General features: G+C 65.5%; 20 protein-coding genes. 12 read left to right on the top strand and 8 right to left on the bottom strand.

Features of this window, described 5'->3' with window-relative positions:
- Positions 1-40 precede the first annotated feature (40 nt).
- Positions 41-988, top strand: coding sequence for a CDF family Co(II)/Ni(II) efflux transporter DmeF (gene dmeF, locus BN1143_RS16775; RefSeq protein WP_042051442.1), 948 nt, complete (start codon positions 41-43; stop codon positions 986-988).
- Between the two features lie 63 nt (positions 989-1,051).
- On the opposite strand, the gene BN1143_RS16770 is transcribed toward dmeF, so the two are convergent.
- Complete coding sequence (locus BN1143_RS16770; protein ID WP_005308618.1) at positions 1,052-1,462, bottom strand: hypothetical protein; 411 nt, start codon at positions 1,460-1,462, stop codon at positions 1,052-1,054.
- A gap of 280 nt (positions 1,463-1,742) precedes the next feature.
- Between BN1143_RS16770 and pulA the strand changes: the two genes are divergently transcribed.
- Positions 1,743-5,777, top strand: a complete 4,035-nt coding sequence (pulA, locus tag BN1143_RS16765) for a pullulanase-type alpha-1,6-glucosidase (protein ID WP_156141313.1) — start codon at positions 1,743-1,745, stop codon at positions 5,775-5,777.
- Positions 5,778-5,972: 195 nt separating this feature from the next.
- Here pulA and BN1143_RS16760 read toward each other — a convergent pair whose 3' ends face one another.
- On the bottom strand, positions 5,973-8,384 hold the full coding sequence (locus BN1143_RS16760) for a zinc/cadmium/mercury/lead-transporting ATPase (protein ID WP_042051440.1): 2,412 nt from the start codon (positions 8,382-8,384) through the stop codon (positions 5,973-5,975).
- Positions 8,385-8,601: 217 nt separating this feature from the next.
- Here BN1143_RS16760 and tpx point away from each other — a divergent pair, with 217 nt between their 5' ends.
- Positions 8,602-9,102, top strand: coding sequence for a thiol peroxidase (gene tpx / locus BN1143_RS16755; protein ID WP_005308624.1), 501 nt, complete (start codon positions 8,602-8,604; stop codon positions 9,100-9,102).
- A gap of 67 nt (positions 9,103-9,169) precedes the next feature.
- On the opposite strand, the gene BN1143_RS16750 is transcribed toward tpx, so the two are convergent.
- The gene (locus BN1143_RS16750; protein WP_019840840.1) at positions 9,170-9,979 is read right to left on the bottom strand and encodes a type 2 periplasmic-binding domain-containing protein; all 810 of its coding nucleotides are present in this window, start codon (positions 9,977-9,979) and stop codon (positions 9,170-9,172) included.
- A gap of 147 nt (positions 9,980-10,126) precedes the next feature.
- Between BN1143_RS16750 and BN1143_RS16745 the strand changes: the two genes are divergently transcribed.
- Complete coding sequence (locus tag BN1143_RS16745) at positions 10,127-11,347, top strand: DEAD/DEAH box helicase (protein ID WP_042051439.1); 1,221 nt, start codon at positions 10,127-10,129, stop codon at positions 11,345-11,347.
- A 159-nt stretch (positions 11,348-11,506) separates the two neighbouring features.
- The gene (locus BN1143_RS16740; protein WP_042051438.1) at positions 11,507-12,988 is read left to right on the top strand and encodes an alkaline phosphatase D family protein; all 1,482 of its coding nucleotides are present in this window, start codon (positions 11,507-11,509) and stop codon (positions 12,986-12,988) included.
- Positions 12,989-13,027: 39 nt separating this feature from the next.
- Here BN1143_RS16740 and BN1143_RS16735 read toward each other — a convergent pair whose 3' ends face one another.
- The 5 genes from BN1143_RS16735 to BN1143_RS16715 form a co-directional block, all read right to left on the bottom strand.
- Positions 13,028-13,816 carry a hypothetical protein gene (locus tag BN1143_RS16735; RefSeq protein ID WP_042051437.1) on the bottom strand — a complete coding sequence of 263 codons (789 nt, stop codon included), beginning with the start codon at positions 13,814-13,816 and terminating at the stop codon, positions 13,028-13,030.
- Positions 13,813-15,129, bottom strand: a complete 1,317-nt coding sequence (locus tag BN1143_RS16730) for a sphingomyelin phosphodiesterase (RefSeq protein ID WP_042051436.1) — start codon at positions 15,127-15,129, stop codon at positions 13,813-13,815. Before BN1143_RS16730 ends, BN1143_RS16735 begins: the two co-directional genes overlap by 4 nt.
- A 172-nt stretch (positions 15,130-15,301) precedes the next feature.
- Positions 15,302-16,132, bottom strand: coding sequence for a CPBP family intramembrane glutamic endopeptidase (locus BN1143_RS16725; protein WP_042051435.1), 831 nt, complete (start codon positions 16,130-16,132; stop codon positions 15,302-15,304).
- 163 nt (positions 16,133-16,295) lie between these two features.
- Complete coding sequence (locus BN1143_RS16720; protein ID WP_042051434.1) at positions 16,296-16,589, bottom strand: hypothetical protein; 294 nt, start codon at positions 16,587-16,589, stop codon at positions 16,296-16,298.
- A 62-nt stretch (positions 16,590-16,651) separates the two neighbouring features.
- Entirely contained in the window at positions 16,652-17,026 is a 375-nt protein-coding gene (locus tag BN1143_RS16715) for a YacL family protein (RefSeq protein ID WP_005308639.1), read from the bottom strand.
- A 183-nt stretch (positions 17,027-17,209) separates the two neighbouring features.
- On the opposite strand from BN1143_RS16715, the gene BN1143_RS22940 reads away from it, so the two are divergent.
- From BN1143_RS22940 to BN1143_RS16685, 7 genes are all read left to right on the top strand, one after another.
- Positions 17,210-17,359, top strand: a complete 150-nt coding sequence (locus BN1143_RS22940; RefSeq protein WP_017785566.1) for a sugar diacid recognition domain-containing protein — start codon at positions 17,210-17,212, stop codon at positions 17,357-17,359.
- Positions 17,346-18,461, top strand: a complete 1,116-nt coding sequence (locus tag BN1143_RS16710) for a sugar diacid recognition domain-containing protein (RefSeq protein ID WP_017782234.1) — start codon at positions 17,346-17,348, stop codon at positions 18,459-18,461. The genes BN1143_RS22940 and BN1143_RS16710 overlap by 14 nt, the downstream gene beginning before the upstream one ends.
- A gap of 119 nt (positions 18,462-18,580) precedes the next feature.
- Positions 18,581-19,843, top strand: a complete 1,263-nt coding sequence (locus BN1143_RS16705; protein ID WP_005308643.1) for a GntP family permease — start codon at positions 18,581-18,583, stop codon at positions 19,841-19,843.
- Positions 19,844-19,852: 9 nt separating this feature from the next.
- Positions 19,853-20,986 (top strand): glycerate kinase, encoded by a 1,134-nt coding sequence (locus BN1143_RS16700; protein ID WP_017785567.1) that lies wholly within the window; start codon positions 19,853-19,855, stop codon positions 20,984-20,986.
- Between the two features lie 209 nt (positions 20,987-21,195).
- Positions 21,196-21,759 carry an NnrU family protein gene (locus BN1143_RS16695; protein ID WP_042051433.1) on the top strand — a complete coding sequence of 188 codons (564 nt, stop codon included), beginning with the start codon at positions 21,196-21,198 and terminating at the stop codon, positions 21,757-21,759.
- Between the two features lie 62 nt (positions 21,760-21,821).
- Entirely contained in the window at positions 21,822-22,358 is a 537-nt protein-coding gene (locus BN1143_RS16690; RefSeq protein ID WP_017782231.1) for a glutathione peroxidase, read from the top strand.
- Positions 22,359-22,440: 82 nt separating this feature from the next.
- Positions 22,441-23,376 (top strand): LysR family transcriptional regulator, encoded by a 936-nt coding sequence (locus BN1143_RS16685; protein WP_026141712.1) that lies wholly within the window; start codon positions 22,441-22,443, stop codon positions 23,374-23,376.
- Positions 23,377-23,395 lie beyond the last annotated feature (19 nt).

Raw genomic sequence — 23,395 nt, 5'->3', positions numbered from 1 at the left:
GGGGTATAGTATATTGCATCCTCGTCCTCAGGAGAAATCCATGTCACCCCTCGCCTCATCCCACTGCCACCAACCCGTCGTTCACGAAGGGAATCCGCTGGCCGAACAGAAGACCCGCTGGGCCGTGCTGCTGACCGTCGTCATGATGGTGGCGGAGATCGGTGGCGGCTGGTTCTACAACTCCATGGCACTGCTGGCCGACGGCTGGCACATGAGCTCCCATGCGCTGGCGCTCGGCCTGTCGGTGCTGGCCTACCGCGCCGCCCGCCACTTCGCCCGCGACCACAGATTCAGCTTCGGCACCTGGAAGATCGAGGTGCTGGGCGGCTTCACCAGCGCCCTCTTGCTGGTGGGGGTGGCCGGCATGATGCTGTTCGAGTCGGTGTTCCGGCTGCTGGATCCCAGCCCGATCCACTACCAGCAGGCCATCGCCATCGCCATCGTCGGCCTGCTGGTGAACCTGGCCTGTGCCTGGCTGCTCAAGGACGATCACGGTCATCACCACCATCACCACGACCACCATCATGATCATCACGACCAGGATCACTCACACGATCATCACGGCCATCAGGATCTCAATCTGCGCGCCGCCTACATCCACGTGCTGGCGGATGCGGCCACCTCGGTGCTGGCGATTCTGGCGCTGGTGGGGGGCATGCTGTGGGGGGCCGACTGGCTCGACCCCCTGATGGGCATAGTGGGCGCCGTGCTGGTGGCGGTGTGGGCCTGGGGCCTGCTGCGCGACTCCGGCCGGGTGCTGCTGGATGCCGAGATGGATGCGCCGCTGGTGGCAGAGATCCGCGAGGTGATAGCCGACTTGCCGGAAACCGAGATCAGCGATCTGCACGTCTGGCGGGTGGGCCAGCAGCAGTATGCCTGCGTGCTCTCCCTGCTGATGGCGGTGCCGCTCTCCGCCAGCGAGATCCGCGCCCGGCTCGCCATCCACGAGGAGCTGGTGCACGTCACCATAGAGGTGGGCACCCCCTGATCCTGGCCGGTGTGTCGCCCGCAACAGCAAGAAGGGGCCAATGCCCCTTCCTGTTTTTCTGGCTCAGTGCGGCGGGCCCTGCACATCGTCCGGTTTGTGCTGCCAGATGGCGCCGAGCAGCAGCTTGAGCAGCAGCCCGGGCGGATTGTCCAGCAGCCGGCCCGACTCCAGCTGCAGCTGGCCGTCGGGATGAAAGCCGAGGCTGGCGTGGACGGTGCCATCCTCGCCGCACACCTGGATGAGACCGCTCAGGCTGCCGCGCTCCCCCGGCTGGCAGCGCAGCCGCAGCTCCCGTGGCTCCCCCAGCAGGGTGAAGGCGCGGGCGAGGGGCGGGGTATCCTCGTAATCCGGCCAGTTGAAGAAGTGGTACTGCTCGGCCAGGGTGCCCGCCTGCTGGCAGAACTGGTCGAACAGCTGGGCAATCCCCTGATACTCCTGATCCAGCCGCCTGGCCTGCTCCTCAATCCGTTTCATCTCCGGTTGCTCCTTTGCTCGCTCTTGTTCACTTATCCATTTGATCGGAAATCTTTTTTTCCGAAATTGGACGCGCCTTCCGCTGGTATGGGCCGAAACGGACGACGGGTCTGTGAGCCCGATCCGATTTTCGTTATGAAAACGTTATCTTGTTGAAAGAGGTTAACTTTTTTGCCTTCCTGCTCACATTTGAAACGATTTCAGCTGATTAATATGGCCCCGCTCGGCAATGACCGGGTACTCGAATATCGAGACTAACTACAGCGGGAATTATAAAAAAATGGATATGAAAAAGACCAAGGTGGCGCTGGTAACAGCCTCACTGCTCGCGCTTTTGTCCGGCTGCAATGACAACAGCACTTCCCCCACCCCGGAACCCTCGGACGGCCCAGTCGCCCGTCTGCCCAATGTACAACCCCCGGCCGAACAGCTGGTGGCCGGGCCCGATCAGGCGGTGATCGCCCTGGTGGATACCCAGACCAGCGCCGCCCGCGGGGTCACTGGCCCCTTCGCCAACTACAGCCTGCACCTGTGGAACAACGACGCCTGCAACGCCACCGCCGAGAGCGGCCTCAACGCGGGCTGGGACGACAAGGCCAACACCCCGGCCGCGGTCGACGGCTTCGGCCCGAGCTGGGTGGTGCCCCTCAGCAAGGTGGAAGGGTGCATCAACTTCATCGCCCGCAACGGCGATCTGGCCAACCTGACCGGTAGCGACATGAAGGTGGTCTTCAGCGATCATCCGGACCGCACCGTGGCCATCGTCGCCGGCAAGAACGAGATCTTCGGCAGCCGGGCCGAGGCCTTCACCGCTGCCTTCGGTGTGGCGGGGGCCAGTGCCCACCTGATCGACGGCAGCACCCTGATCTGGCAAGGGGGCAAGGACAAGCCCCATGTCCGCCTCTACTACACCGACTCCGGCACCATCAAGGCCAATGCGGAAGGGGTGTTCGACTTCCCCTACATCACCCTTACCCCGACCAGCCTGACCGCCGAGCAGCAGGCCAAGTATCCGCATCTCAAGGATGCCGCCGCCTTCGCCCTGCCGGCTGGCAAGGATCTCAAGCCGCTGCTCAAGGGTGAGCTGGTGGCCATCGGTACCGACGCCGACGGCATTCTGCAGGGGGCGACCCTGGTACAGAGCGCCGGCGCCCTCGATGCCCTCTACAGCGAGGCGGCCACCAAGCTGAGCTATGGCGCCGTGGTCGAGGGGGGCAATGTCACCTTCCGGCTGTGGGCGCCGACCGCAAGATCGGTCAAGCTGGCGCTGTTCGACGAGCAGCACAAGTCGCTCGGCGAGCGCACCATGACCCTGGACGAGGCCAGCGGCAGCTGGAGCGTGCAGGGTGGCAGCGAGCTGGTGGGCAAGTTCTACCGCTACGACATCCAGGTCTATCACCCGGTCAGCCGCAAGCTGGAATCCTATCAGGTGACCGACCCCTACTCCCTGAGCCTGGCGATGAACTCCGAGTTCAGCCAGGTGGTGGATCTCAACGATCCGGCCCTCAAGCCGGAAGGGTGGGACAGCCTGAAGGCGCCCCACAGCCAGCAGAACCCCGCCGACATCACCATCTATGAGGCCCATGTCCGCGATCTGACCGGCAACGACGACTCCACCCCGGCCGAGCACCGCGGCAAGTTCCTCGGTCTGACCGATACCGACACGGCGCCGGTCAAGCACCTGCAGGCGCTGGCCAAGAGCGGCGTCAGCCACCTGCACCTGCTGCCGGTGTTCGACATCGCCACCGTCAATGAAGATCCGGCCAAGGTCGCCAACATCGGCGATGACTTCGGCAAGCTGTGCCAGGTCAACCCCGAGGTGCAGAACTCCAAGTTCGCCGGCTACTGCAGCAGCGGCCAGACCATCGCAGCCGTGCTCGGCGATCTGCAAGGGGGCGACAGCAAGGAGAACCCGCAGGTGCAGGAGCTCTACGGCTACCTGCGCGGCGTCGACTCCTTCAACTGGGGTTATGACCCCTACCACTACACCACCCCGGAAGGCTCCTACGCCACCAACGCCGAGGGCAGCCAGCGCATCCTGGAGTTCCGCGAAATGGTCAAGGCCATCAAGCAGAACATCGGCATGAACGTGGTGATGGACGTGGTCTACAACCACACCAACGAGGCGGGTCTGGGGCCCAAGTCGGTGCTCGACAAGATAGTGCCCTGGTACTATCAGCGCCTCAATCCGGAGACCGGCTCGGTGGAGAACTCCACCTGCTGCTCCAACACGGCGCCGGAACACGCCATGTTCGCCAAGCTGATGGATGACTCCCTGGTCACCTGGGCCCGCGACTACAAGATCGATGCCTTCCGCTTCGACCTGATGGGCCACCACCCGAAAGATCAGATGGTGCAGGCGCTGGCCGCGGTGAAGCAGGTCAACCCCGAGATGTACTTCTACGGCGAGGGCTGGAACTTCGGCGAGGTGCAGGATGACAAGCGCTTCGTGCAGGCGACCCAGAAACACCTGGCCGGCACCGGCATCGGCTCCTTCTCCGACCGGCTGCGGGATGCGGTGCGCGGTGGCAGTCCGTTCGACGGCGGCGACACCATTCGCAAGACCCAGGGCTTTGGCAACGGCGCCCTGGTGGATGCCAACGAGATGGATGGCGTCGATCGCGCCACTGCCTTGCATCAGAGCGACCTGGTGCGCCTCGGCATGGCCGGCAACCTGAAGGACTTCATTCTGACCGACAAGGACGGGATGCCGAAGAAGGGGGCCGACATCGACTACAACGGTCAGCCGGCGGGCTATGCCCAGGATCCGACCGAAATCCAGAACTACGTCGACAAGCACGACAACCAGACCCTGTTCGACAACCTGATCTACAAGGCGCCGCAAGGGGCCGATCTGGTGCGGATGCAGGGGGTATCGCTCGCCACCGCCATGCTGGGGCAGGGCATTCCCTTCACCCACGCCGGTGTCGAGCTGCTGCGCTCCAAGTCCATGGAGCGGGACAGCTACGACTCGGGTGACTGGTACAACCGGGTCGACTATACCCTGGCCGACAACAACTTCGACAAGGGGCTGCCGCGCAAGGACAAGGATGGCGACAACTATCCGCTGATCGAGAAAGTACTCGGCACGCACGTCAAGCCGAGCGGTGCCGACATGGCGACCATGGTGGGCTTCTATCAGGAGCTGGCCGAGCTGCGTCAATCCTCCCGTCTGCTGCGTCTGGGCAGTGGCACCGAGGTGATCAAGCGGGTCGATTTTCGCAATACCGGCCCGGATCAGGTGCCCGGCCTCATCGTGATGACGGTGGATGACGGCATCAATGCGGGTGCGGATCTGGATCCGGCCATCGACGGTCTGGTGGTGATGATCAACGCCACCAATGCTCCCCAGAGCGTCAACGACTTCCGTGACGGCAACGATCAGCCCATCGACCTGGCCAGCCTGCAGCTGAGCCCGGCCCACCACGGCGGCGAGAGCATCGCCCGCGATGCCGCCGTCAATGGCGGTACCCTGACCCTGGGGGCCTGGTCGGCGGCGGTGTTCGTCAAGCCGCAGAGCGGTGCCCAGGGCAGCGGCCTGCCGGTCGGCAAGAAGACTGATCTGAGCACGGTACCGCCGTTCGGTGACACCGCCGTCTATCTGAAGGGGTTTCTCGATGAGTGGGGCAACACCAACCAGATGACCTTCACCAGCAACTTCATGTACGAGTTCACCACCGAGGTGAGCAGCGACAAGCTGGGCACCACCAACGTCAAGATCGCGGATGCCAGCTGGGGTCCCCTCAACTACGGCAGCTGCAACGCCGGTGACAAGCTGGTGGTCGGCACTCCGCTGACCCTCTGCAAGGGTGGCGATACCGGCAACATCGGGCTCGATCTGGCCAAGGCGGGCAGCTACAAGTTCGTGTTTACCGCCATGAACAAGGACAAGCCCACCCTGAGCGTCAGCTTCACCGAGCCGGTGCAGAGCTGCAAGGTGCTGGACACAGTGGCGGGCAATCCGCTCGGCTACAACCTGTTCGTCAAGGGCGAGCTCTCCGGCTGGGCCGCTCAGTCACAGTACCAGTTGAGCTACAAGGGGATGGATGGCGATCTTGCCATCTATCAGGCGGCCTTCAACTACACCGGCAGCACCGAGTTCAAGGTGGCCAACGAGGACTGGAGCAAGGAGTTCCTGCTCAACGGTGGCGGTGCGCTGAAGGCGGAGACCGGTTACCCGTTCGCCTTCTCCCAGGCGGGCAGCGCCAACAACAGCATCACCTTGCCGCAAGGGCTGTGGAGCGTGCTGGTGAAGGTTGACCCGGCCGGTGCCAAGGCGGGTACCGCGGTGATCCAGGAGTGCAGCGCCAAGTAGTCATTCCCATCGAGCCCGGGGCTGACTCGGCAGCCCAGGGTTGAATTCCACCTTGCCAAGGGTGGGATAACACCGAGAGAGTAAGCAAAGCGCGACTGCCGACCGGCAGCCGCGCTTTTTCTTTGTCGTCGAAGGCGGTGCAATAAAAAAGCCGCCCACTAGGGGCGGCTTTAAGTTGTGCCGTTAACGGCCGGCTTAGCGCTTGCGCAGCAGACGCAGGGCGTTGGCGGTGACCAGGGCGGTGGCGCCGGTATCGGCCAGCACCGCAATCCACAGGCCGGTGATGCCGAGCAGGCTGGTGACCAGGAAGATGGCCTTGAGCCCCAGCGCCAGCGCTATGTTCTGGTGGATGTTGGCCAGTGCCGCGCGGGAGAGCCGGATCATGGCGGCGACCCCGCCGAGCTGGTTGTGGGTCAGCGCCGCATCGGCGGTCTCCAGCGCCACGTCGGTGCCGCCCCCCATGGCGATGCCGATGCTGGCCCGTTTCATGGCCGGCGCGTCGTTGATGCCGTCGCCGATCATCGCGACCTTTTGCGTCAGACCGAGCTTGGCGATCTCATCGACCTTGCCCTCCGGCAGCAGGCCGGCGCGCCAGCCCATGCCGAGCTCGCCGGCGATCGCCTCGGCGGCGCGGGGGTTGTCACCGGTCAGCATGATGCTCTGCAGGCCAAGCTCGCTCAGCTCGCGCAGGGCCGGGGCCGCCTCGGGGCGGATCTGGTCGCGCAGGGCCAGCAGGGCCGCTGGAGTGGCATCAGGCTGACCGAGCACCACCACCGTCTTGCCTTGCTGCTCCAGGGTGGCAACCCGGGCCTGCATCGCCGCATCCAGGGTGGCGACCCGGCTCGGTGCCAGCAGCTGCCAGAGGATGCCGTCGATGCGACCTTCCACCCCCATGCCGGGCAGGGCGCGCAGCTCCTGGGCCGCGGCCAGGCTGAGGCCCCGTTCGCCGGCCGCCGTCACCACGGCGCGGGCCAACGGGTGGTGGGAGCCCTGCTCGATGGCTGCCGCCAGTGCCAGCAGCTCGGCCTCAGGCTGGCCATTGAGGCTCACCAGTTCGGTCAGCTGCGGCTTGCCCAGGGTCAGGGTGCCGGTCTTGTCAAAGGCCAGGGTATCGATGTGGGCGAGGCGCTCCAGCGCGGCGCCCCCCTTGATGAGGGCCCCCTGCCGGGTGGCTGCCGCCAGCGCCGAGGTGACCGCCGCCGGGGTGGAGATGACCAGGGCACAGGGGCAACCGATCAGCAGCAGCGCCAGCCCGCGATAGACCCACTCGTCCCAGCTCTGGCCGAAGGCGAGCGGTGGTACCAGCACCACCAGCAGGGCGACCAGCATCATGGCCGGGGTATACCAGCGGCTGAAACGGTCGATGAAGCGCTCGATGGGGGCGCGCTGGGTCTCGGCCTCTTCGATGAGATGCAGGATGCGGTCGATGGCGTTGTTGCCGGGCTCGGACACCACCTCGAGGCGCAGCACCCGATCCGCCGCCAGGCTGCCGGCGGGCACCTTGTCACCCTGGCGGCGCTCCACCGGGATGGATTCGCCGGTCAGGGCGCTCTCGTCAAAGGCGCCGAGGGCGTCGAGCAGGCGGGCATCGGCCGGCAGACGGGCGCCCGGGGCGATCTCTATGATGTCGCCTGGACGCAGTTCATCGGCGGCCACCTCTTCCCGCACCTCGCCCTCGGCAGTAGTGCGGATGCGCAGCGCCTTGTCAGGCACCAGCGCCATCAGGGCGGTGACCCCGGCGCGGGCGCGGCCGGCGGCGTAGGCCTCCAGGTGTTCGCCCAGCATGAACAGCAGCAGCACCATGGCCGCTTCGGCGGTTTCACCGAGGAACAGGGCCCCCACGGCGGCGACCGTCATCAGGGTCTCGATGGCGAAGGGGGAGCCGCTCTTGGTCAGCGCCCACGCCTTGCGAGAGATGGGCCACAGCCCCCACAGGGTGGCCAGGGTAAACAGCGGCTGACCGATCTGGCTCGGCAGCAGGGCCGCTACCAGCATCAGGCCGGCCAGCGACAGCGGTTGCCAATATTTGCCGAGCAGGGTCTGCAGCGGGCCGCGTTCGCGGCCGGACTCCTGCTTGCCGGCGCGCTCGCCCTTGAGCTGAAAGCCGGCGGCCAGCACGGCGGCGGTGACGGGATCGGGGGAGAGGCCGGGGGCCAGATCCACCACCAGCTTCTCGGTGGCAAACAGCACGCGGGCCTGCTGCACGCCGCTCACCCGGCTGACGGCCGTCTCTATCTTGCGGGCGCAGCTGGGGCAGTCCATCCCCAGCACCTGCCAGCTGTGGCGGCGGCTGTTCTGCTCGGGGGCGTCCAGCGGCGGCTCGTCCGCGGCGGAGGCGTGATCGTGCGCATGACCCTGCTCATGGTGATGGCCGTGGTCGTGTTTGATGTCGGTGCAGCAGCCCCCTCTGGGGGGCTCTTCGTCGCCGGGGACGTCGGCGACCCCGCGCGCCTGATGATCGTGGGGAGCCGGGGTGGCCGCGCAACTGGCCGTTGCCGTGTTGTCACAGCAGTGGCTGGTGTGGCTGTGCTCGGCCTGGGAGGCGGCCGCCTTGCTGACGGCCTTGATGGGGGCGGCGTGTTGATGGCTGCAGCAGGATTTACTCATGGTGCGTTCCTCTTGAGGGACCCCGCCCCTGCGGGATCCTGGATGACTGAGCCGAGTGTAAACCTTGGTGTTAAGTCCAAGGTCAACCCCCTTTCTCTCTGCTCCTCCAGACGGGTGCTTTGGCGATCCTATATCCCTGTGATTGGCGGGTGTTTGTCCCCGCCCGGCGGGCCTATACTGGAGGCCCTGATCCTCCCTCGATAATCAAGGACATAACATGAGCAATACCGTTACTCTGCAAGGCAACCCGGTTTCCGTCGCCGGTCACTTCCCGGTTGCCGGCGAACAGGCCAAGCCCTTCTCCCTGGTGGCCAAGGATCTCTGTGACGTGACCCTGGCGAACTTCGCCGGTCAGCGCAAAATCCTGAACATCTTCCCGAGCGTCGATACCCCGACCTGCGCCACCTCAGTGCGCAAGTTCAACGAGCAGGCAAGCAGCCTGAACAACGCCGTGGTGCTGTGCATCTCCGCCGACCTGCCGTTCGCCCAGGCCCGCTTCTGCGGCGCCGAGGGTCTGGACAAGGTGGTGAACCTGTCCACCCTGCGTGGCGTCTCCTTCCTGCAGGACTACGGCGTGGCCTTCTCCTCCGGCCCGCTGGTGGGTCTGGCTGCCCGCGCCATCGTGGTGCTGGATGAGCACGACAAGGTGCTGCACAGCGAGCTGGTGGCCGAAGTGGCCGACGAGCCGAACTACGCCGCCGCCCTGGCCGTGCTGTAATCGCGTCGGGTCGACAAAAATCCCGCCGGGGCCATGCCCCGGCGGGATTTTTTATGGGCGGCTGCCGTCAGGGGGAGGTGGCGAGCGGCTGTGATGGGGGCTTGGGTTGCCACTCCACATAGGGGCGGTGCAACCTGGCGTAGATCTCGGCCAGCTTGCCGGAGGCGGCGAGCCGGTCAATCGCCTCGCCGAGGAAGCGATCCATTTCGTCGCCGGCAGGCCCTTTGGCGATGATGAAGACATCCTCGAAATCCCCCAAGTGTTCCCGATGGATGTTGGTGAGCTTGAGCCGGCGCAGCATCAGGTCGGCCTCCTCCTGGGCCCAGATGAAGGCATCGATGCGACCGCGGGATAGCTTGCGCAGGGACTGCTCTATGCTCATCGACCGCTGCAGCGGAATGGGCAGAAAGCCGGGGGTGGCCTCGATCAGCAGATCCCGCTTGGTGGGCACTATGCCGTAGGCCATGTCGGGGGTGATGATGTGGTCGGTATTGCTGTAGAGCACGTGGGTCACCTTGCCGAAACTGCGGGTGCTGAAGCGATAGGGCAGCAGGTCGGCATCCTGCAGGTTGCGGATGGCGGGCAGGCTGAAGTCGGCGGTGCCAGCGATCACCCCGGCCATGGCCCGGGCGAGGGGATAGATGGTGATCCGGATGCTGATATCCGGATAGAGATCGTCGATGGCGCGCACCAGATCGACAAAAGGACCTGTCTTGTCGGCATTGATCAGCCCCGGCAGCTCGCCGAGGTGGGCGTTGATGATGCGCACCGGTTTGGCGGCGGGGGTGGCCTGGGGATCGGCACGGGAGAGCCCCAGGCTGGTCAGCCCCAGCAGGGCGAGCAGCAGCAAGAGGGGCAGGGTGGGGGATCGGGTCATGGTCGGGTAGCTCCGCCTTGAGAGGTTTTCTGAAGTGTAGCCAGCGGCACCCTGGCGCGGCGGCCCGGCACCTGAGCGGATTGGGTTTTACTTATGGGCCCCCGCTCACTAGACTTCGCCCTCCCACTTGCTTATCCGTACCGTACCATGACCTTTGACCAACTCGCCCTTGCCCCCGCCCTGCTGGCGGCCCTGCCAACCAATCTTCAGCACCCGACCCGGGTACAACAACTGGCCATCCCGGCCGCGCTGGCGGGACGGGATCTGCTGGCGCTGGCCCGCACCGGCAGCGGCAAGACCCTGGCGTTCGGCTTGCCGCTGCTGCAGCGGCTGGATCCCGCCCTGGCAGAGGTGCAGGGGCTGGTGCTGGTACCGACCCGCGAGCTGGCGGTGCAGGTGAGCGAGGCGTTGCAGGGGCCGGCCGCCGGGCTGGGTCTGCGGCTGGTGACCCTGTGCGGCGGGGTGGAACAGGCGCAGCAACAGGCCGAGCTGGCGCTGGGGCCGCAGCTGCTGGTGGCGACCCCGGGGCGGCTGCGGGATCTGCTGGGCCAGCAGTTGCTGACCCTGGCCGGCCTGCGCACTCTGGTGCTGGACGAGGCGGACCGCCTGCTGGAGATGGGGTTCTGGCCCGATATTCAGTGGCTGATGAAGGCCATGCCGGTCGAGCGTCAGACTCTGCTGTTCTCCGCCACCCTGCCCGCCGAACTGGAGGCGCTGGCAACCGGTTTGCTGAAAGAGCCCGCGCGGGTGGAGGCGGATCCTCGCAACAGCGTGGCCGACGACATCGAAGAGCGGCTCTATCTGGTCAACAAGAGCAGCAAGGTGCCGGCGCTCATTAGCCTGCTCAAGGCCCACGAGTGGCCGCAGGTGCTGGTCTTCATCAGTGCGCGGGACGACGCCGACGGGGTGGCGAAGAAGCTCGCGAAGGCGGGCATCGCGGTGGCGGCCCTGCACGGTGAGAAGGAGCAGGCGGTGCGCGAGCAGGCGCTCGGCGACTTCAAGGCGGGCAAGGTGCGGGTGCTGGTGGCCACCGATCTGATGGCGCGCGGCATTCACGTGGAGGCGCTGCAGCTGGTGATCAACCTGGACTTGCCCGCCAGCGCCCCCGTCTACGTGCATCGTATCGGCCGCACCGCTCGGGCAGGGCGCAGCGGGCTCGCCATCTCCCTCACCTGCCATGGCGAGGCCGACACCCTGGCGGCGATCCGCACCCTCACCGGGCGTGAGCTGCCGCTGGCCGATCTCGCCGGCTTCCCGGTGACCGACAAGCCAGCCAGCGGGGAGGGCAAGCGCGCCCCCCGTGACAAACAGGCCAACCGTCGCACCCAGGCCAAGCGCAGCGTCAAGCAGTTCAAGGGCAAGGCGTAGCGCCCCTGCCATGACCGGTGTGACAGGCCGGTTCATCGCAGCGTCAAACAGTGAAAGGGTCGGGGCCAAACCCTGACCCTTTCTGTTTGCCCACCTGGTCACTATCAAACAGCGGTCGCTTCGCTATGCTCCATGGGTTTCACCATGGAGGGATGACGAATGACCAGTCTGGTAATGGGCCCCCTGCTGGGCCTCGAGTCAGAGACCGAGTACAGCATCTGTTTTATGGCGCAGGCCAGCTGCAAGAGTGCTGCCGTGCGGATCAACGGCGAGCTGCTGGCCGCCAGCAAGCAGGCGGATACCCCGAGAGGCGGCTTCTGGCGGCTGGTCTGGCAGGCCAGTCCCAAAAGCAAGGCCGGCACCCCCGTCGACTACGAGATCCTGCTGGACAAGCAGCCGGCGCAGGATCTGGCGGGATACGACAAGTGGCAGTTCCATCTGCCGGGCAAGAAGGAGCCGGTGCGGATAGGCTACGCCTCCTGCAACGGTTTCTCCGACTTCAAGCTGCTCACCTCCACTCCGGCCCCCTACGTCATGTGGGACAAGCTGGCCGCGGAGCACAAGGCCCATCCCTTCTCCCTGTTGCTGATGGGAGGAGATCAGATCTATGCGGACTCCCTCTGGACGAACGTGCCGACCCTCAAGGCCTGGAACGAGCTGGACCGGGCAGAGAAGGTCAAGCGCAAGGCGACCCGGGCCATGGTGGAGCAGCTCGACCGCTTCTATTGCGATCTCTACTGCAAACAGTGGGGCCGCCTCGAGGTTGCCTTCATGCTGGCCCGGGTGCCGAGCGCCATGATGTGGGACGACCACGACATCTTCGATGGCTGGGGCAGCTACCCCGAGGATCTGCAGCGCTGCGAGGTCTATCAGGCCATCTATGCCGCCGCCACCAAGTACTTCCGGCTGTTCCAGCTGCGCACCGGTGCCAACGGGGCGCTGCTGGACAAGACGCTGAATCACCACTCCTGGCGGCTCGGTTTCAGGGGCTACCAGATCCTGGCGCTGGACAACCGGGCCAATCGCACCCGCGACCAGGTGATGAGCCCGTCCCAGTGGGAACAGGTCAACGCCGCGCTGGCGGCCTGCGACACGGGCCACCTGCTGGTGTTGGCGGGGGTGCCCGTGGTCTATCGCGACTTCTCCTTCACCGAGGCGGCGTTCGATGCCACCCCCTGGGAGGAGGAGCTGACCGACGATCTCAAGGATCACTGGCGGGCCAAGGCCCATCAGGGGGAGCGGGCCCGCCTCATCATGCGGCTGCTGGACAACGCCAGGCAGCGGCGCCAGAAGGAGCCTGGCTGCAAGACCCTGATCCTCTCCGGCGACGTGCACGTGGGTTGCCTCGGGGTCATTCAGGACAAGCGGGAGGGGCTCAACGTGCACCAGCTGGTCTCCTCCGGCATCGTCCACCCCTGTCCCACCCAGTTCCAGTGGATGGGGATCCTCGCCATGACCAACGACGATCCCGAATACCTCGACGAGAGCCGGCTGATCCGCGCCGAGCTTATCAAGCCGTTCGGCGCCCCCGTCTACCTGCGTACCCGCAACTTCGCCACCCTGCTGATGGGCAGTGACGACAAGCTGTGGGCCAACTGGCATTGCGAGAACGGCCTGGCGGCCAGCTACCCGCTGGCCTGATGGCCGGGGAAATACGAAGGGCCCGTCAGGGCCCTTTTTTCATTGCGTTGGTGTGGCGGAGTCACGGGCGAAGAAGTCGCGCCGGAACTGGCCGAGCACCGCCTCCCTGTGCTGCTGCCAGCTCGCCTCGTCCATGTTGCCCCGGCTGGCTGCCAGCTGCTGCTCGAGCTCGGTCAACTGCTGCTGGTAGCGGCTGCGCTGATCCAGCTGCTGCTGGCGGCTGGCGGCAAACTGCAGGGTCGCCTCGGCCTCTGCAGCCGGCAGGAAGTGGTGGGCCAGGGTGGCGAGCTCCTCGTCTCCCCACAGCTGGCGTGCCTGCTGCAGCCGGGCCGCCGGGTTGAACAGTTCAGTCGCCAGATCCGGGTGCTCCGCCACCCACTCATCCTGCAAGCGGCTGAGGGCATCCAGCCGCTCGGCCAGCGGCAACTGCTCGTTCTCCTGCGCCAGCTGCTCGAGCGCCAGGGCGTAGCGCCCCTGCAACCGAAACAGACTCTCCCCCTCGCCAAGCCAGCTGGCCTCTGCACCTTCCAGATTGACGAGCCGCTCGGCCAGCGGCAGATCGCTGTCGCTTACCTCGCTGGCGAGCTGCTGGCTCAGCGCCTCCGGCATGGCTCGCCAGCTGGCGGGAGGTGGCTCGGAGCCGGTCTGTGTGGCGGCAACCGGCGAGGCGAGCGCCGGGGAGCCTGACAGCTGTGCCTGCACGGGCGCAGCGGTGCCCGATGGGGCCTGGCTGGAGGGGGCCGGGCGCGCCGGCTCCTCCTGTGCACTCAGGTTGAGCAGCAACAAGGCCAGCAGCGCCAGCGCCAGCAAGCCGTAACGGCGCTTCATCGGCTGATCTCTCCCTTGACCGGGAAGTGATCGGAGAGGTTGCTGGCGGGCCAGAGGCTGCCGTCGCTGCTGCGCGGGATCCAGACGCTGTTGAGGTTGTGGCTTGCGGCGCCGTACTCCCGGCTCACCACCAGATAGTCGAGGTACTCCACGTTGGCGCCGCCGGAGAGCGGGCCACCGGCATAGGGGTTGATCCTGGGATCGAAGGTGGCCTCGGTGTAGCCGCCGTAGGCCGGCTCGTCGGCGTTGAGATTGGCCAGCATGCCGGCGTAGTCATCGGCAAACTTGCGCTTGTTGACGTTGAAGTCGCCGCCGTAGATGACGGTGTCGCTGGCGGGAATATTGAGGCTGGCGGCCAGGGTGCGCATCTGGCCGAACTGGATCTGGCGCAGGCGGCGCGCCTCGTCGGTGTCGAAGCTGGCGGTGTGGGTGGCGAACAGGTGCCAGGCCTTGCCCCCCTTGATCACCTCCGCATACATCACCCCCTTGTCGGCGAAGCAGTCGGTGCCGGTGCACTGGGGATAGACCAGCTGGGCCTCGCGCACTATGGGGTAGCGGCTGACGATCACCACGCCGCCGTCGTGGATGTTGACCCCCGGCTTATCGAGCACCTTGGTCTGGTAGGGATACTCTTTGGCCAGCGCCTGCAGGAAGCCCTCGCGGCGGCCATCGAACACTTCCTGCAGCAGCAGGGCGTCATAGCCCTTGAGGTGTTCGGGCAGCAGCGCCAGCCGCTCGCCAATGCTGGAGGCGATCACCGGCAGTGCCCAGATGTTGTAGCTGGCCACCTTCAACCTGGTTTCGGCAGGCTCGGGTTGCTCCACCTGTTTGGGCGGGGTCAGCATGTAGTGCAGATCGTCGTAGCGACCGGTGAACTTGGCGGCAAAGGCCAGCTCCTGCGGCCCGTTCAGGCGGTGGATGGCGCGATCGCTCTGCCAGCCTGAGTTGTCTGCCGGCGTCTCGCCGCCGTGTTGCAGGGTGCTGTTCCACCAGGTGCCCTCCATCCGCTGGTTGAGGCGATAGGTGTCGCCGCTGGGGGTGGTGACCCGGGTTTCGAACAGATAGCTCTTGCCCGCCTTCACCCCCTCGTAGCGGTTGAAGCTGAGCACCATGGCGCTCTCCCAGGGGCCCAGCTCAGTCCTGTGCTGGATCCACTGGCTGCCGGCCTGCAGCTCGCCGGAGCCGCTCTGGCGGATCTCCAGCTGGACCGGATCCGGGCTGTTGTTGGTGAGGTAGACATCGGTATCGGCCAGCGCCTGCAGCGGAAACTGGCTGGCCAGCAGCAGGGCGGCATAACTGACGGGCTTGTGCATCATGAAGTCCTTTTGGTTGAGACACGCAGGAAAGTGACTGTTATGGCGGGCACAGAGGTCATTTCATTTACATTTTTGTTACAAACAAATGAAAGGCCCCATATGGGGAGGCAGGGCAAGCGGACAGGTTGGCGAAGAGGCGGGGCGTGCCGGTTGGCACGCCCCGAGGGGATCAGCGGCTGGCCAGCGGGTAGGTGAAGAGGGCCAGGTGGGCGAAGTTGAACAGGAAGTGGATCGCGATGGCGACGCTGAGGCGCCCGCTCAGCAGGAAGGCCAGACCATAGCAGGCCCCCGCCAGCGCGGCGAACAGCACCAGCAGCGGGCCACCGGCCAGGTGGGCGGCGCCGAACAGCAGGCTGGCTACCAGCACCCCAAGCCAGCGCCGGCTGTGTGCGGCGATCCCCTGCTGCAGGAAGCCGCGAAACAGCGCCTCTTCCGCCACGCAGGTAAACAGCAGGTTGTTGATGGCAAACAGCCACCACCAGCCGGGCAGGCCCACTTCGGGCTTGAGGGCTCCCAGCTGCCAGGCGGCGATCAGCAGGGCCGCCAGCGGCACCAGCAGCAGCGCCAGCCTGCGCCACTGAATGGCGCCGCCCGGGCCCAGCAAGGCGGGCCAGGCCAGCAGCAGGCCGAAGAAGACCAGCGGCTTGTCGAGGTTGAGGTACATGTTGAAGGGCACGCTGGCGGGGCCGGCCTGCACCTGATCCAGCACCTTCAGGTTGGTGAAGCCGGGGATGAGGTGCAGCATCAGCGCCACCGCCCACAGCAGTACGGCGCCCAGGGCGACGGCGCGCCAGGGCTGGGGCAGGGAGGGGGTACGCCAGGCCAGCAGCAGACCCGCCGCGCTGGCCAGCAGGGCGACAGGGCTCAGGTGGCCGAGGCCAAGAGCCGCCAGCAGGGCGACCGCCAGCATGATGAAGCCGGGCAGACGCTGCCGGGCCAGACAGAGCAAGACGGCCAGCGCCAGTGCTCCCCAGATGAGTGAATCAGGTAGAGGTAACATTGAGTCTCCAGGGCCGATGAAAGTGCCGCACCTTAACAATGGGACATCCCATGAGACAAGGCTCAATAAGCTGGTCGGATCCCCACGCGGCAGGAGAGAGCAGGCGAGCGGCCATAAAAAAACCGGAGCTGGGCTCCGGTTTTGGCAAGGGTGACAAGGCGTCTCAGCGGCCGGATTCGGCGATCACCCGGGCGATGATGTCGGCCCGCAGGTTGGCGTCCAGCTCGCCCAGGGCGATCAGGCCGGCCTTGAAGATCACGTTCTTCGGCAGGCTGACGTCGTCCAGGGTGGTGATGGCCTCTACGTGCAGGCCGTTCAGGCGGCTGGCATCGCGCGGGCTCAGGTTGACCTGGGTGTTCAGCACCTGCTTGCCCTTTTTCTTGGGCTGGGCGGGTTTCTTCGGCTGCTCTTCCAGGTCGTCTTCCGGCAGTTCGTCATCAAAATCGTAAATAGACATAGTCAATCCTGTTGGTTGGGCGAGGGGCCTTGAGCCCGACGTGGTTGTTCCGATGGGGTCAATCAGCCCATATCCTCGTTGCGGATAAAGGCGCGCCAGGAGACGAGCACCTGGGCAAAATCTTCCAGCCCGCACATGGCCAGCTGTTCATCATCGTAGTAGGCGAGATCGTCGAGATCCTCATCCTGCTCGATATTGAGGACGTTGGCCTTCACCTCGGCCTCCTCGTGGGTCAGCAGCAGGGAGTAGTCGCCGCCAAGCAGCCGGTATTCGGTGCGGGCCCGGCTGGAGAGCTGATCGATGATGGCGAACAGCTCGTCGAGTTTCTCCTCGTCCTTGCCCACTTCGTCGATCAGCCACTGACCGATGGCCTCGTGGCCCATGGAGAACCGGGCGCGATAACCGCCAAACGGATCGCGGCGAAATTCATAATCCATAGTTCAGTCCATAGCGGAAGGGTGAGTCGTCATGGGCAGGGGAAAATCCTGCTCCATGGCGGGGCGCATATAGCGTAAAGTGGCCTATTCTAGCGAGCCCCCCCTCGCTTGTCTTGAAGATGTGGCATCTTTGCCCCGGTGCAGGCGCTTTGTGGCCGGTCCGGCCCCCGCTTTGGAGATGTGATGCAGCTAGACGATACCCTCGCACGCCAGAGAGTCAGTCGGGCGATGAAGATCCTGTCGTGCTCGGTCAACATGATGGACGAGCACGGTCTTATCATCGCCTCAAGCTATGCCCGGTTCGTTCAGCGGAGTACCTATGCAGCTCAATGACACCCTCGCACGGCAGATTGTCAGCCGGGCCATGAAGATCCTCTCTTTCTCGGTCAACGTGATGGACGAGCACGGCCTGATCATCGCGTCCGGCAACCCGGAGCGGCTCCATCAGCGTCATGAGGGGGCCGTGCTGGCGCTGACCGAGAACCGGGTGGTGGAGATCAGCGACGCCACCGCCCGCGAGCTCAAGGGGGTGCGCCCCGGCATCAACCTGCCCATCGCCTATCAGGGGGAGCTGCTCGGGGTCATCGGCATCTCGGGCGATCCGGACGAAGTGCGTGCTTACGCCGAACTGGTGCGGATGACCGCCGAGCTCATTCTGGAGCAGGCGGCGCTCACCGAGCAGCTGCAGTGGGACAAGCGTCACAAGGAGGAGCTGGTGCTGCAGCTCATCCGTGGTGAAGGGCGCGAGGATCAGTTGCAGCAGGCGGCCCGCTTTCTCGGGCTGGATCTGGCCCAGCCGCGGGTGGTGGCGGTGCTGGCGCTGGAGGAGGCCGACCCGGCCCGGCTGCGGGAGCTGGTACACCTGCTGGAAAACCCGGAGCGGGACAACCTGGTGGCCATCAACGGCCTGGACGAGATAGTGGTGCTCAAGCCCGCCCAGCTCAGCGACGGCATCTGGCAGTCAGAGCAGGAGCGCAGTCGCATCAAGCAGTTGCTGGCCCGCATCCCCCACTTTCGGGTGCGCATCGGGGTGGGTGATTACTTCGCTGGCACCGGCGGGCTGGCGCGTTCCTACCAGACGGCGCGGGACACCTTGCGCCGCGGCATGCGGCAGGCGCCGCGCAAGCAGGTCTATTTCTTCGAGGATTACCGGTTGCCGGTGCTGCTCGGCAGTCTGGCGGACTCCTGGCAGGCGGATCAGCTGCGGGCCCCGCTGCACAAGCTGGCACAGGAGGATACAAAGGGAACACTGCAGAAGACGCTGCGCCAATATTTCTTGCAGGATTGTGATCTGCATCCCTGTGCCGAAGCCCTGTTCATCCACCCCAATACCCTGCGCTATCGGCTGACCCGGATCGAGCAGATAACCGGGTTGAATTTCAACAAGTTAGATGACAAGTTCCTGCTCTATCTCGGGCTCAATCTCGACAGCTGACTTGTTCATTCATACAAAAATCAGCGTTTTTATAAGGTGATGTTTGGTTTTTAGACCAAAGCATTCCGATCCCGGATCACCATAATGGCCACCATTCACTCACTAGAAAGGTGCCCGTCATGACCCCGGTTACAGCCCTTGGCGCCCTCGCGGCGCTCTCCATCGCCATCTTCCTGATCCTGAAGAAGGTGCCACCCGCTTACGGCATGATCGTCGGCGCCCTGGCCGGCGGCCTGATCGGCGGCGCCGATCTGACCCAGACCGTCGCCCTGATGATCGGCGGCGCCCAGGGGATCACCACGGCGGTGATGCGGATCCTGGCGGCGGGCGTACTGGCCGGCGTGCTGATCGAATCGGGCGCCGCCACCACCATCGCCGAGACCATCGTCAAGAAGCTGGGCGAAACCCGCGCCCTGCTGGCGCTGGCGCTGGCCACCCTGATCCTGACCGCGGTCGGCGTGTTCGTGGACGTGGCCGTCATCACGGTCGCCCCCATTGCGCTGGCCATCGCCCGCCGTGCCGATCTCTCCAAGGCGGCCATCCTGCTGGCGATGATCGGCGGCGGCAAGGCGGGCAACGTCATGTCGCCCAACCCCAACGCCATCGCGGCGGCGGACGCCTTCCACCTGCCGCTCACCTCTGTGATGGCGGCCGGCATCATCCCGGGCCTGTTCGGTCTGGTGATGGCCTACTGGCTGGCCAAGCGCCTCAACAACAAGGGCAGCAAGGTCGCCGCCGACGAGGTGGTGAGCTTCGATGGCAGCAAGCTGCCGGGCTTTGCCGCCGCCATCAGTGCGCCGCTGGTGGCCATCCTGCTGCTGGCCCTGCGCCCCATCGCCGGCATCGTTGTGGATCCGCTCATCGCACTGCCTCTCGGTGGTCTGGTAGGTGCCCTGATGATGGGCAAGTTCGGCAAGGTGAACCAGTTTGCCGTTTCGGGTCTCGCCCGCATGGCGCCGGTGGCCATCATGCTGCTGGGTACCGGTACCCTGGCGGGCATCATCGCCAACTCCGGCCTCAAGGATGTGCTGATCAGCGGCCTGACCGCCTCCGGCCTGCCCTCCTACCTGCTGGCCCCCATTTCCGGTGCCCTGATGTCGCTGGCGACCGCCTCGACCACCGCCGGTACTGTGGTAGCCTCCAACGTGTTCAGCTCCACCCTGCTCGAGCTTGGCATCAGCAGCCTGGCGGGGGCCGCCATGATCCACGCTGGTGCCACCGTATTCGACCACATGCCCCACGGCTCCTTCTTCCATGCCACCGGCGGCAGCGTCCACATGGGCGTGGGTGAGCGGCTCAAGCTCATCCCCTACGAAACCGCGGTCGGTCTGACCATCGCCGTTGTCTCCACCCTGATGTTTGGCGTGTTTGGCCTCGCCTAAGGAATTGATATGAAAATTGTTATCGCCCCCGATTCATTCAAGGAGAGCCTGAGCGCCATGGCGGTGGCCGATGCCATCGAGGCCGGTTTCAAGCAGGTGTTGCCGGATGCCACCTACGTCAAATTGCCGATGGCAGATGGCGGCGAGGGGACTGTGCAGTCCCTGGTGGACGCCACCGGTGGTCGCATTCTGCCCTTCCATGTGACCGCTCCCCTCGGCAACCAGGTAGAGGGCTTCGTCGGTCTGCTGGGGGATGGCGAGCGCGCGGTCATCGAGATGGCGGCGGCCTCCGGCCTGCATCTGGTGGCGCCTGAGCTGCGCAATCCGCTGCACACCTCGAGCAGTGGCACCGGCGAGCTGATCCTGGCAGCCCTCGACATGGGGGTGAAGCACCTGATCCTCGGCATCGGCGGCAGCGCCACCAATGACGGCGGTGCCGGCATGATCCAGGCGCTTGGCGGCAAGCTGCTCAAACGCGACGGCAGCCCCATAGCGCCGGGCGGCGCCGGTCTGGCCGAGCTGGCCACCATCGATCTGAGCGGGCTCGACTCGCGCCTTGCCAAGATCACCATCGAGGTGGCCTGCGATGTGGACAACCCGCTGTGCGGGCCGAAAGGGGCCTCCGCCGTGTTCGGTCCGCAGAAGGGGGCGACCCCCGCGATGGTGGCGCAGCTGGACGCCAACCTGGCCCACTATGCCGACTGCATCGAGCAGGCCCTCGGCAAGCAGGTGAAGGAGATCCCGGGGGCGGGCGCCGCCGGCGGCATGGGGGCGGCCCTGGTGGGCCTGCTCGGCGCCGAGCTCAAGCCCGGCATCCAGATCGTCATCGAGGCGTTGAAGTTGGCCGAGGCGGTGGCCGACGCGGATCTGGTCATCACCGGCGAGGGGCGCATCGACAGCCAGACCATTCACGGCAAGACGCCAATCGGTGTCGCACGCTGCGCCAAGCGGTTCGGCAAGCCGGTGATCGGCATCGCGGGTTGTCTGACCGACGACTGCGGCGTGGTGCACGAGCACGGGCTGGATGCGGTGTTTGCCGTGGTCAACCGCGCCATGTCCCTGCCGGAGGCGCTGGCCACCGCCACCACCAACCTGCAGCTCACGGCCCGCAACGTGGCGGCGCTCTACCTGCTGCGACCCTGACCCTCTTCTGGCCGGTGCCTGGCGCCGGCCAACCCCGCCCCGTGTTGCGGTGACGCCCGCTCAACTGCGGGTCAGCCCGAAACACCTTGCCGATCAGTCGATCGGCTTTTTTCATTATCCTGCTGTATCCCCAGTGCTTTTCTGCGGTTTCTGTATTCTGGCCGCCGACTTTGCGGCATAGTGATCCCCCATAGTACAAGGAGCGACCCATGATCTTGCTGACCCTGGGGGTACTGCTGTTTACCCTGACTCACCTCTACCCCTGCTTCGCGCCCGACCACAGGATCCGGCTGCGCGAGCGGTTGGGGGAGCATCGCTACAAGGGACTCTTCTCGCTGGTGCTGTTTATCGGCATCGCCTGCATCATCGCCGGCTGGCGCACCTCCAGCCCCTTGCCGCTCTATTTTCTGCCCGCCTGGGGACCGACCCTGATGATGGCGGTGATGCCCATCGCCCTGATCCTGTTCTGCTCCGGTCAGGGCCCCAACCACCTGCGGCGCTGGCTGGTGCATCCCCAACTGCTCGGCACCCTGCTCTGGGCCGGTGCCCATCTGGCGGTCAACAGCGAGGCCCGCTCCCTGGTGCTGTTTGGCGGCATCGGCCTGTGGGCGCTGGTGAGCATCGTCTGGATTTCGGTGCGGGACTGGCAGCGCCATCCCCGTCCGGTGGCCAACTGGTACGGCACCGGGCTCAGCGTGGGGGCCGGGCTGGCGCTCACCGCCCTGCTGATCTTCTGGGGACACGGCATGCTCACCGGCATCCCGCTCTATTGAGCCGGTGAACCGGCCGGCGTGTTCGCGCGTATGTCACTCATCTGCCTGACAGGAGTTACTCGATGAAAAGGATTGTCTTGTTGCTGACGCTGGCATCCGGCATGGCCGGCGCCGCCTGCCCCGACTACTTCAACGTGGAGATGCGGGAGCTCAACAGCACCCAGCGCCACAACCTCTGCCAGCTGACCGAGGGCAAGGTGGTGCTGGTGGTCAACACCGCCTCTTATTGTGGCTACAGCGGCCAGTTCCGGGATCTGGAGCGGCTCTATCAGGGCTACAAGGAGCAGGGACTGGTGGTGCTGGGCTTCCCCTCCAACGACTTCAGACAGGAGGCGGGCAACGAGAACAAGACCGCCGAGGTGTGCCGGCGCGACTACGGGGTCACCTTCCCCATGTTCAACCGGGTGGCGGTGCGGGGCTCGGATGCGGTACCCCTGTTCAAGGGGTTGGCGGCGGCAGCCGATGGCGATGCCCCCAACTGGAACTTCCACAAATACCTAGTGGGGCGCGACGGCAAACTCATCGGCAGCTACGGTGCCAACCAGAATCCGGCGGACGATCCCCTGCAACAAGAGGTCAAACGGGCGCTCGGCCTTTAGCGCTACCCCGCGGCGGGCCGCTCTGGAATAATGGGGGCCCGCTCTCCAGTCTGGTAATCCCGTGTTGCAACGTCTGCCCCAAATGGTGATCTTCGATGCCCTGGTCCGTGAACAGGGCATCTCTGCCGCCGCCCGGCGGCTCGGCGTCTCCAAATCCCACATCAGCAAGCAGCTGGCCCAGCTGGAGACCGAACTCGGCGCCCAGCTGGTGCAGCGCACCACCCGCCGCTTCTCCCTCACCGAACTCGGCCAAGAGTATGCCCGCCACTGCCGTGCCCTGGTGGCGGTGGCGCTGGAGGCGGACTCCATGGTGGCGGAGCGGCGCGGCAAGGTGAGCGGTGTGCTCCATCTGGGGGTCGGTCAATCCTTCGGCCGGCTGCACGTGATCCCGCGCCTCAAGGCGTTTCAGGATCGCTACCCCGAGCTGGAGCTGGAAGTCTCATTGTTCGATCACCGCACCAATCTGGTGGATGAGGGGCTGGATCTCTGGATCACCACCTACGAGGACAAACCCGAGGCCCTGGTGGGGCAGCGGCTGGCGGACATCGGCTTCGTGCTGGTGGCCTCGCCGGACTATCTCTTGAGCCACGGCACCCCGCTCCATCCCAAGGATCTGGCCCAGCACAACTGCATCACCTACCAGAGCCGGGAGCGGCGCTACCACGAGTGGTCGTTTCGCCAGGGCAAGGAGCGCCAGACGGTGCAGGTGGCCGGCAACTACCGGGTGGATCTGGCGGAGGCGGTGCGCGATGCCGCCCTGGCCGGGCTCGGCATCGCCTACGTGGCCAACTACCTGCTGGACAAGGAGTTGCAGACCGGCCAGCTGATCCCGCTGTTGCCCCAGTGGCGACCCAACCAGAAGATGGCGGTGCACGCCGTCTATGCCAGGCGCGAGCACCTGGATCCCAAGATCCGGCTGTTCATCGATTTCCTCAAGGAGGGTTTCGGCCCCCATCCCTACTGGGAACAGCGGCTGGCCCCCTGGCTCGGTGGCAAATTGTCCGGTACAGAGGAATAATCGTTTCCATATAAGAACA

Origin of the sequence: Aeromonas dhakensis (genome assembly GCF_000820305.1) — a bacterium.
Classification (GTDB): Bacteria; Pseudomonadota; Gammaproteobacteria; order Enterobacterales; family Aeromonadaceae; genus Aeromonas; species Aeromonas dhakensis.
Note: the sequence above shows the minus strand (reverse complement) of the source record. Positions and strands in the feature narration are given on the sequence as shown.

What these genes read in the sequence shown, in the direction of transcription:
- dmeF (WP_042051442.1), top strand. Translation starts at nt 41, where the DNA reads ATGTCACCCCTCGCCTCATCCCACTGCCACCAACCCGTCGTTCACGAA.
- BN1143_RS16770 (WP_005308618.1), bottom strand. Translation starts at nt 1,462, where the DNA reads ATGAAACGGATTGAGGAGCAGGCCAGGCGGCTGGATCAGGAGTATCAG.
- pulA (WP_156141313.1), top strand. Translation starts at nt 1,743, where the DNA reads ATGGATATGAAAAAGACCAAGGTGGCGCTGGTAACAGCCTCACTGCTC.
- BN1143_RS16760 (WP_042051440.1), bottom strand. Translation starts at nt 8,384, where the DNA reads ATGAGTAAATCCTGCTGCAGCCATCAACACGCCGCCCCCATCAAGGCC.
- tpx (WP_005308624.1), top strand. Translation starts at nt 8,602, where the DNA reads ATGAGCAATACCGTTACTCTGCAAGGCAACCCGGTTTCCGTCGCCGGT.
- BN1143_RS16750 (WP_019840840.1), bottom strand. Translation starts at nt 9,979, where the DNA reads ATGACCCGATCCCCCACCCTGCCCCTCTTGCTGCTGCTCGCCCTGCTG.
- BN1143_RS16745 (WP_042051439.1), top strand. Translation starts at nt 10,127, where the DNA reads ATGACCTTTGACCAACTCGCCCTTGCCCCCGCCCTGCTGGCGGCCCTG.
- BN1143_RS16740 (WP_042051438.1), top strand. Translation starts at nt 11,507, where the DNA reads ATGACCAGTCTGGTAATGGGCCCCCTGCTGGGCCTCGAGTCAGAGACC.
- BN1143_RS16735 (WP_042051437.1), bottom strand. Translation starts at nt 13,816, where the DNA reads ATGAAGCGCCGTTACGGCTTGCTGGCGCTGGCGCTGCTGGCCTTGTTG.
- BN1143_RS16730 (WP_042051436.1), bottom strand. Translation starts at nt 15,129, where the DNA reads ATGCACAAGCCCGTCAGTTATGCCGCCCTGCTGCTGGCCAGCCAGTTT.
- BN1143_RS16725 (WP_042051435.1), bottom strand. Translation starts at nt 16,132, where the DNA reads ATGTTACCTCTACCTGATTCACTCATCTGGGGAGCACTGGCGCTGGCC.
- BN1143_RS16720 (WP_042051434.1), bottom strand. Translation starts at nt 16,589, where the DNA reads ATGTCTATTTACGATTTTGATGACGAACTGCCGGAAGACGACCTGGAA.
- BN1143_RS16715 (WP_005308639.1), bottom strand. Translation starts at nt 17,026, where the DNA reads ATGGATTATGAATTTCGCCGCGATCCGTTTGGCGGTTATCGCGCCCGG.
- BN1143_RS22940 (WP_017785566.1), top strand. Translation starts at nt 17,210, where the DNA reads ATGCAGCTAGACGATACCCTCGCACGCCAGAGAGTCAGTCGGGCGATG.
- BN1143_RS16710 (WP_017782234.1), top strand. Translation starts at nt 17,346, where the DNA reads ATGCAGCTCAATGACACCCTCGCACGGCAGATTGTCAGCCGGGCCATG.
- BN1143_RS16705 (WP_005308643.1), top strand. Translation starts at nt 18,581, where the DNA reads ATGACCCCGGTTACAGCCCTTGGCGCCCTCGCGGCGCTCTCCATCGCC.
- BN1143_RS16700 (WP_017785567.1), top strand. Translation starts at nt 19,853, where the DNA reads ATGAAAATTGTTATCGCCCCCGATTCATTCAAGGAGAGCCTGAGCGCC.
- BN1143_RS16695 (WP_042051433.1), top strand. Translation starts at nt 21,196, where the DNA reads ATGATCTTGCTGACCCTGGGGGTACTGCTGTTTACCCTGACTCACCTC.
- BN1143_RS16690 (WP_017782231.1), top strand. Translation starts at nt 21,822, where the DNA reads ATGAAAAGGATTGTCTTGTTGCTGACGCTGGCATCCGGCATGGCCGGC.
- BN1143_RS16685 (WP_026141712.1), top strand. Translation starts at nt 22,441, where the DNA reads ATGGTGATCTTCGATGCCCTGGTCCGTGAACAGGGCATCTCTGCCGCC.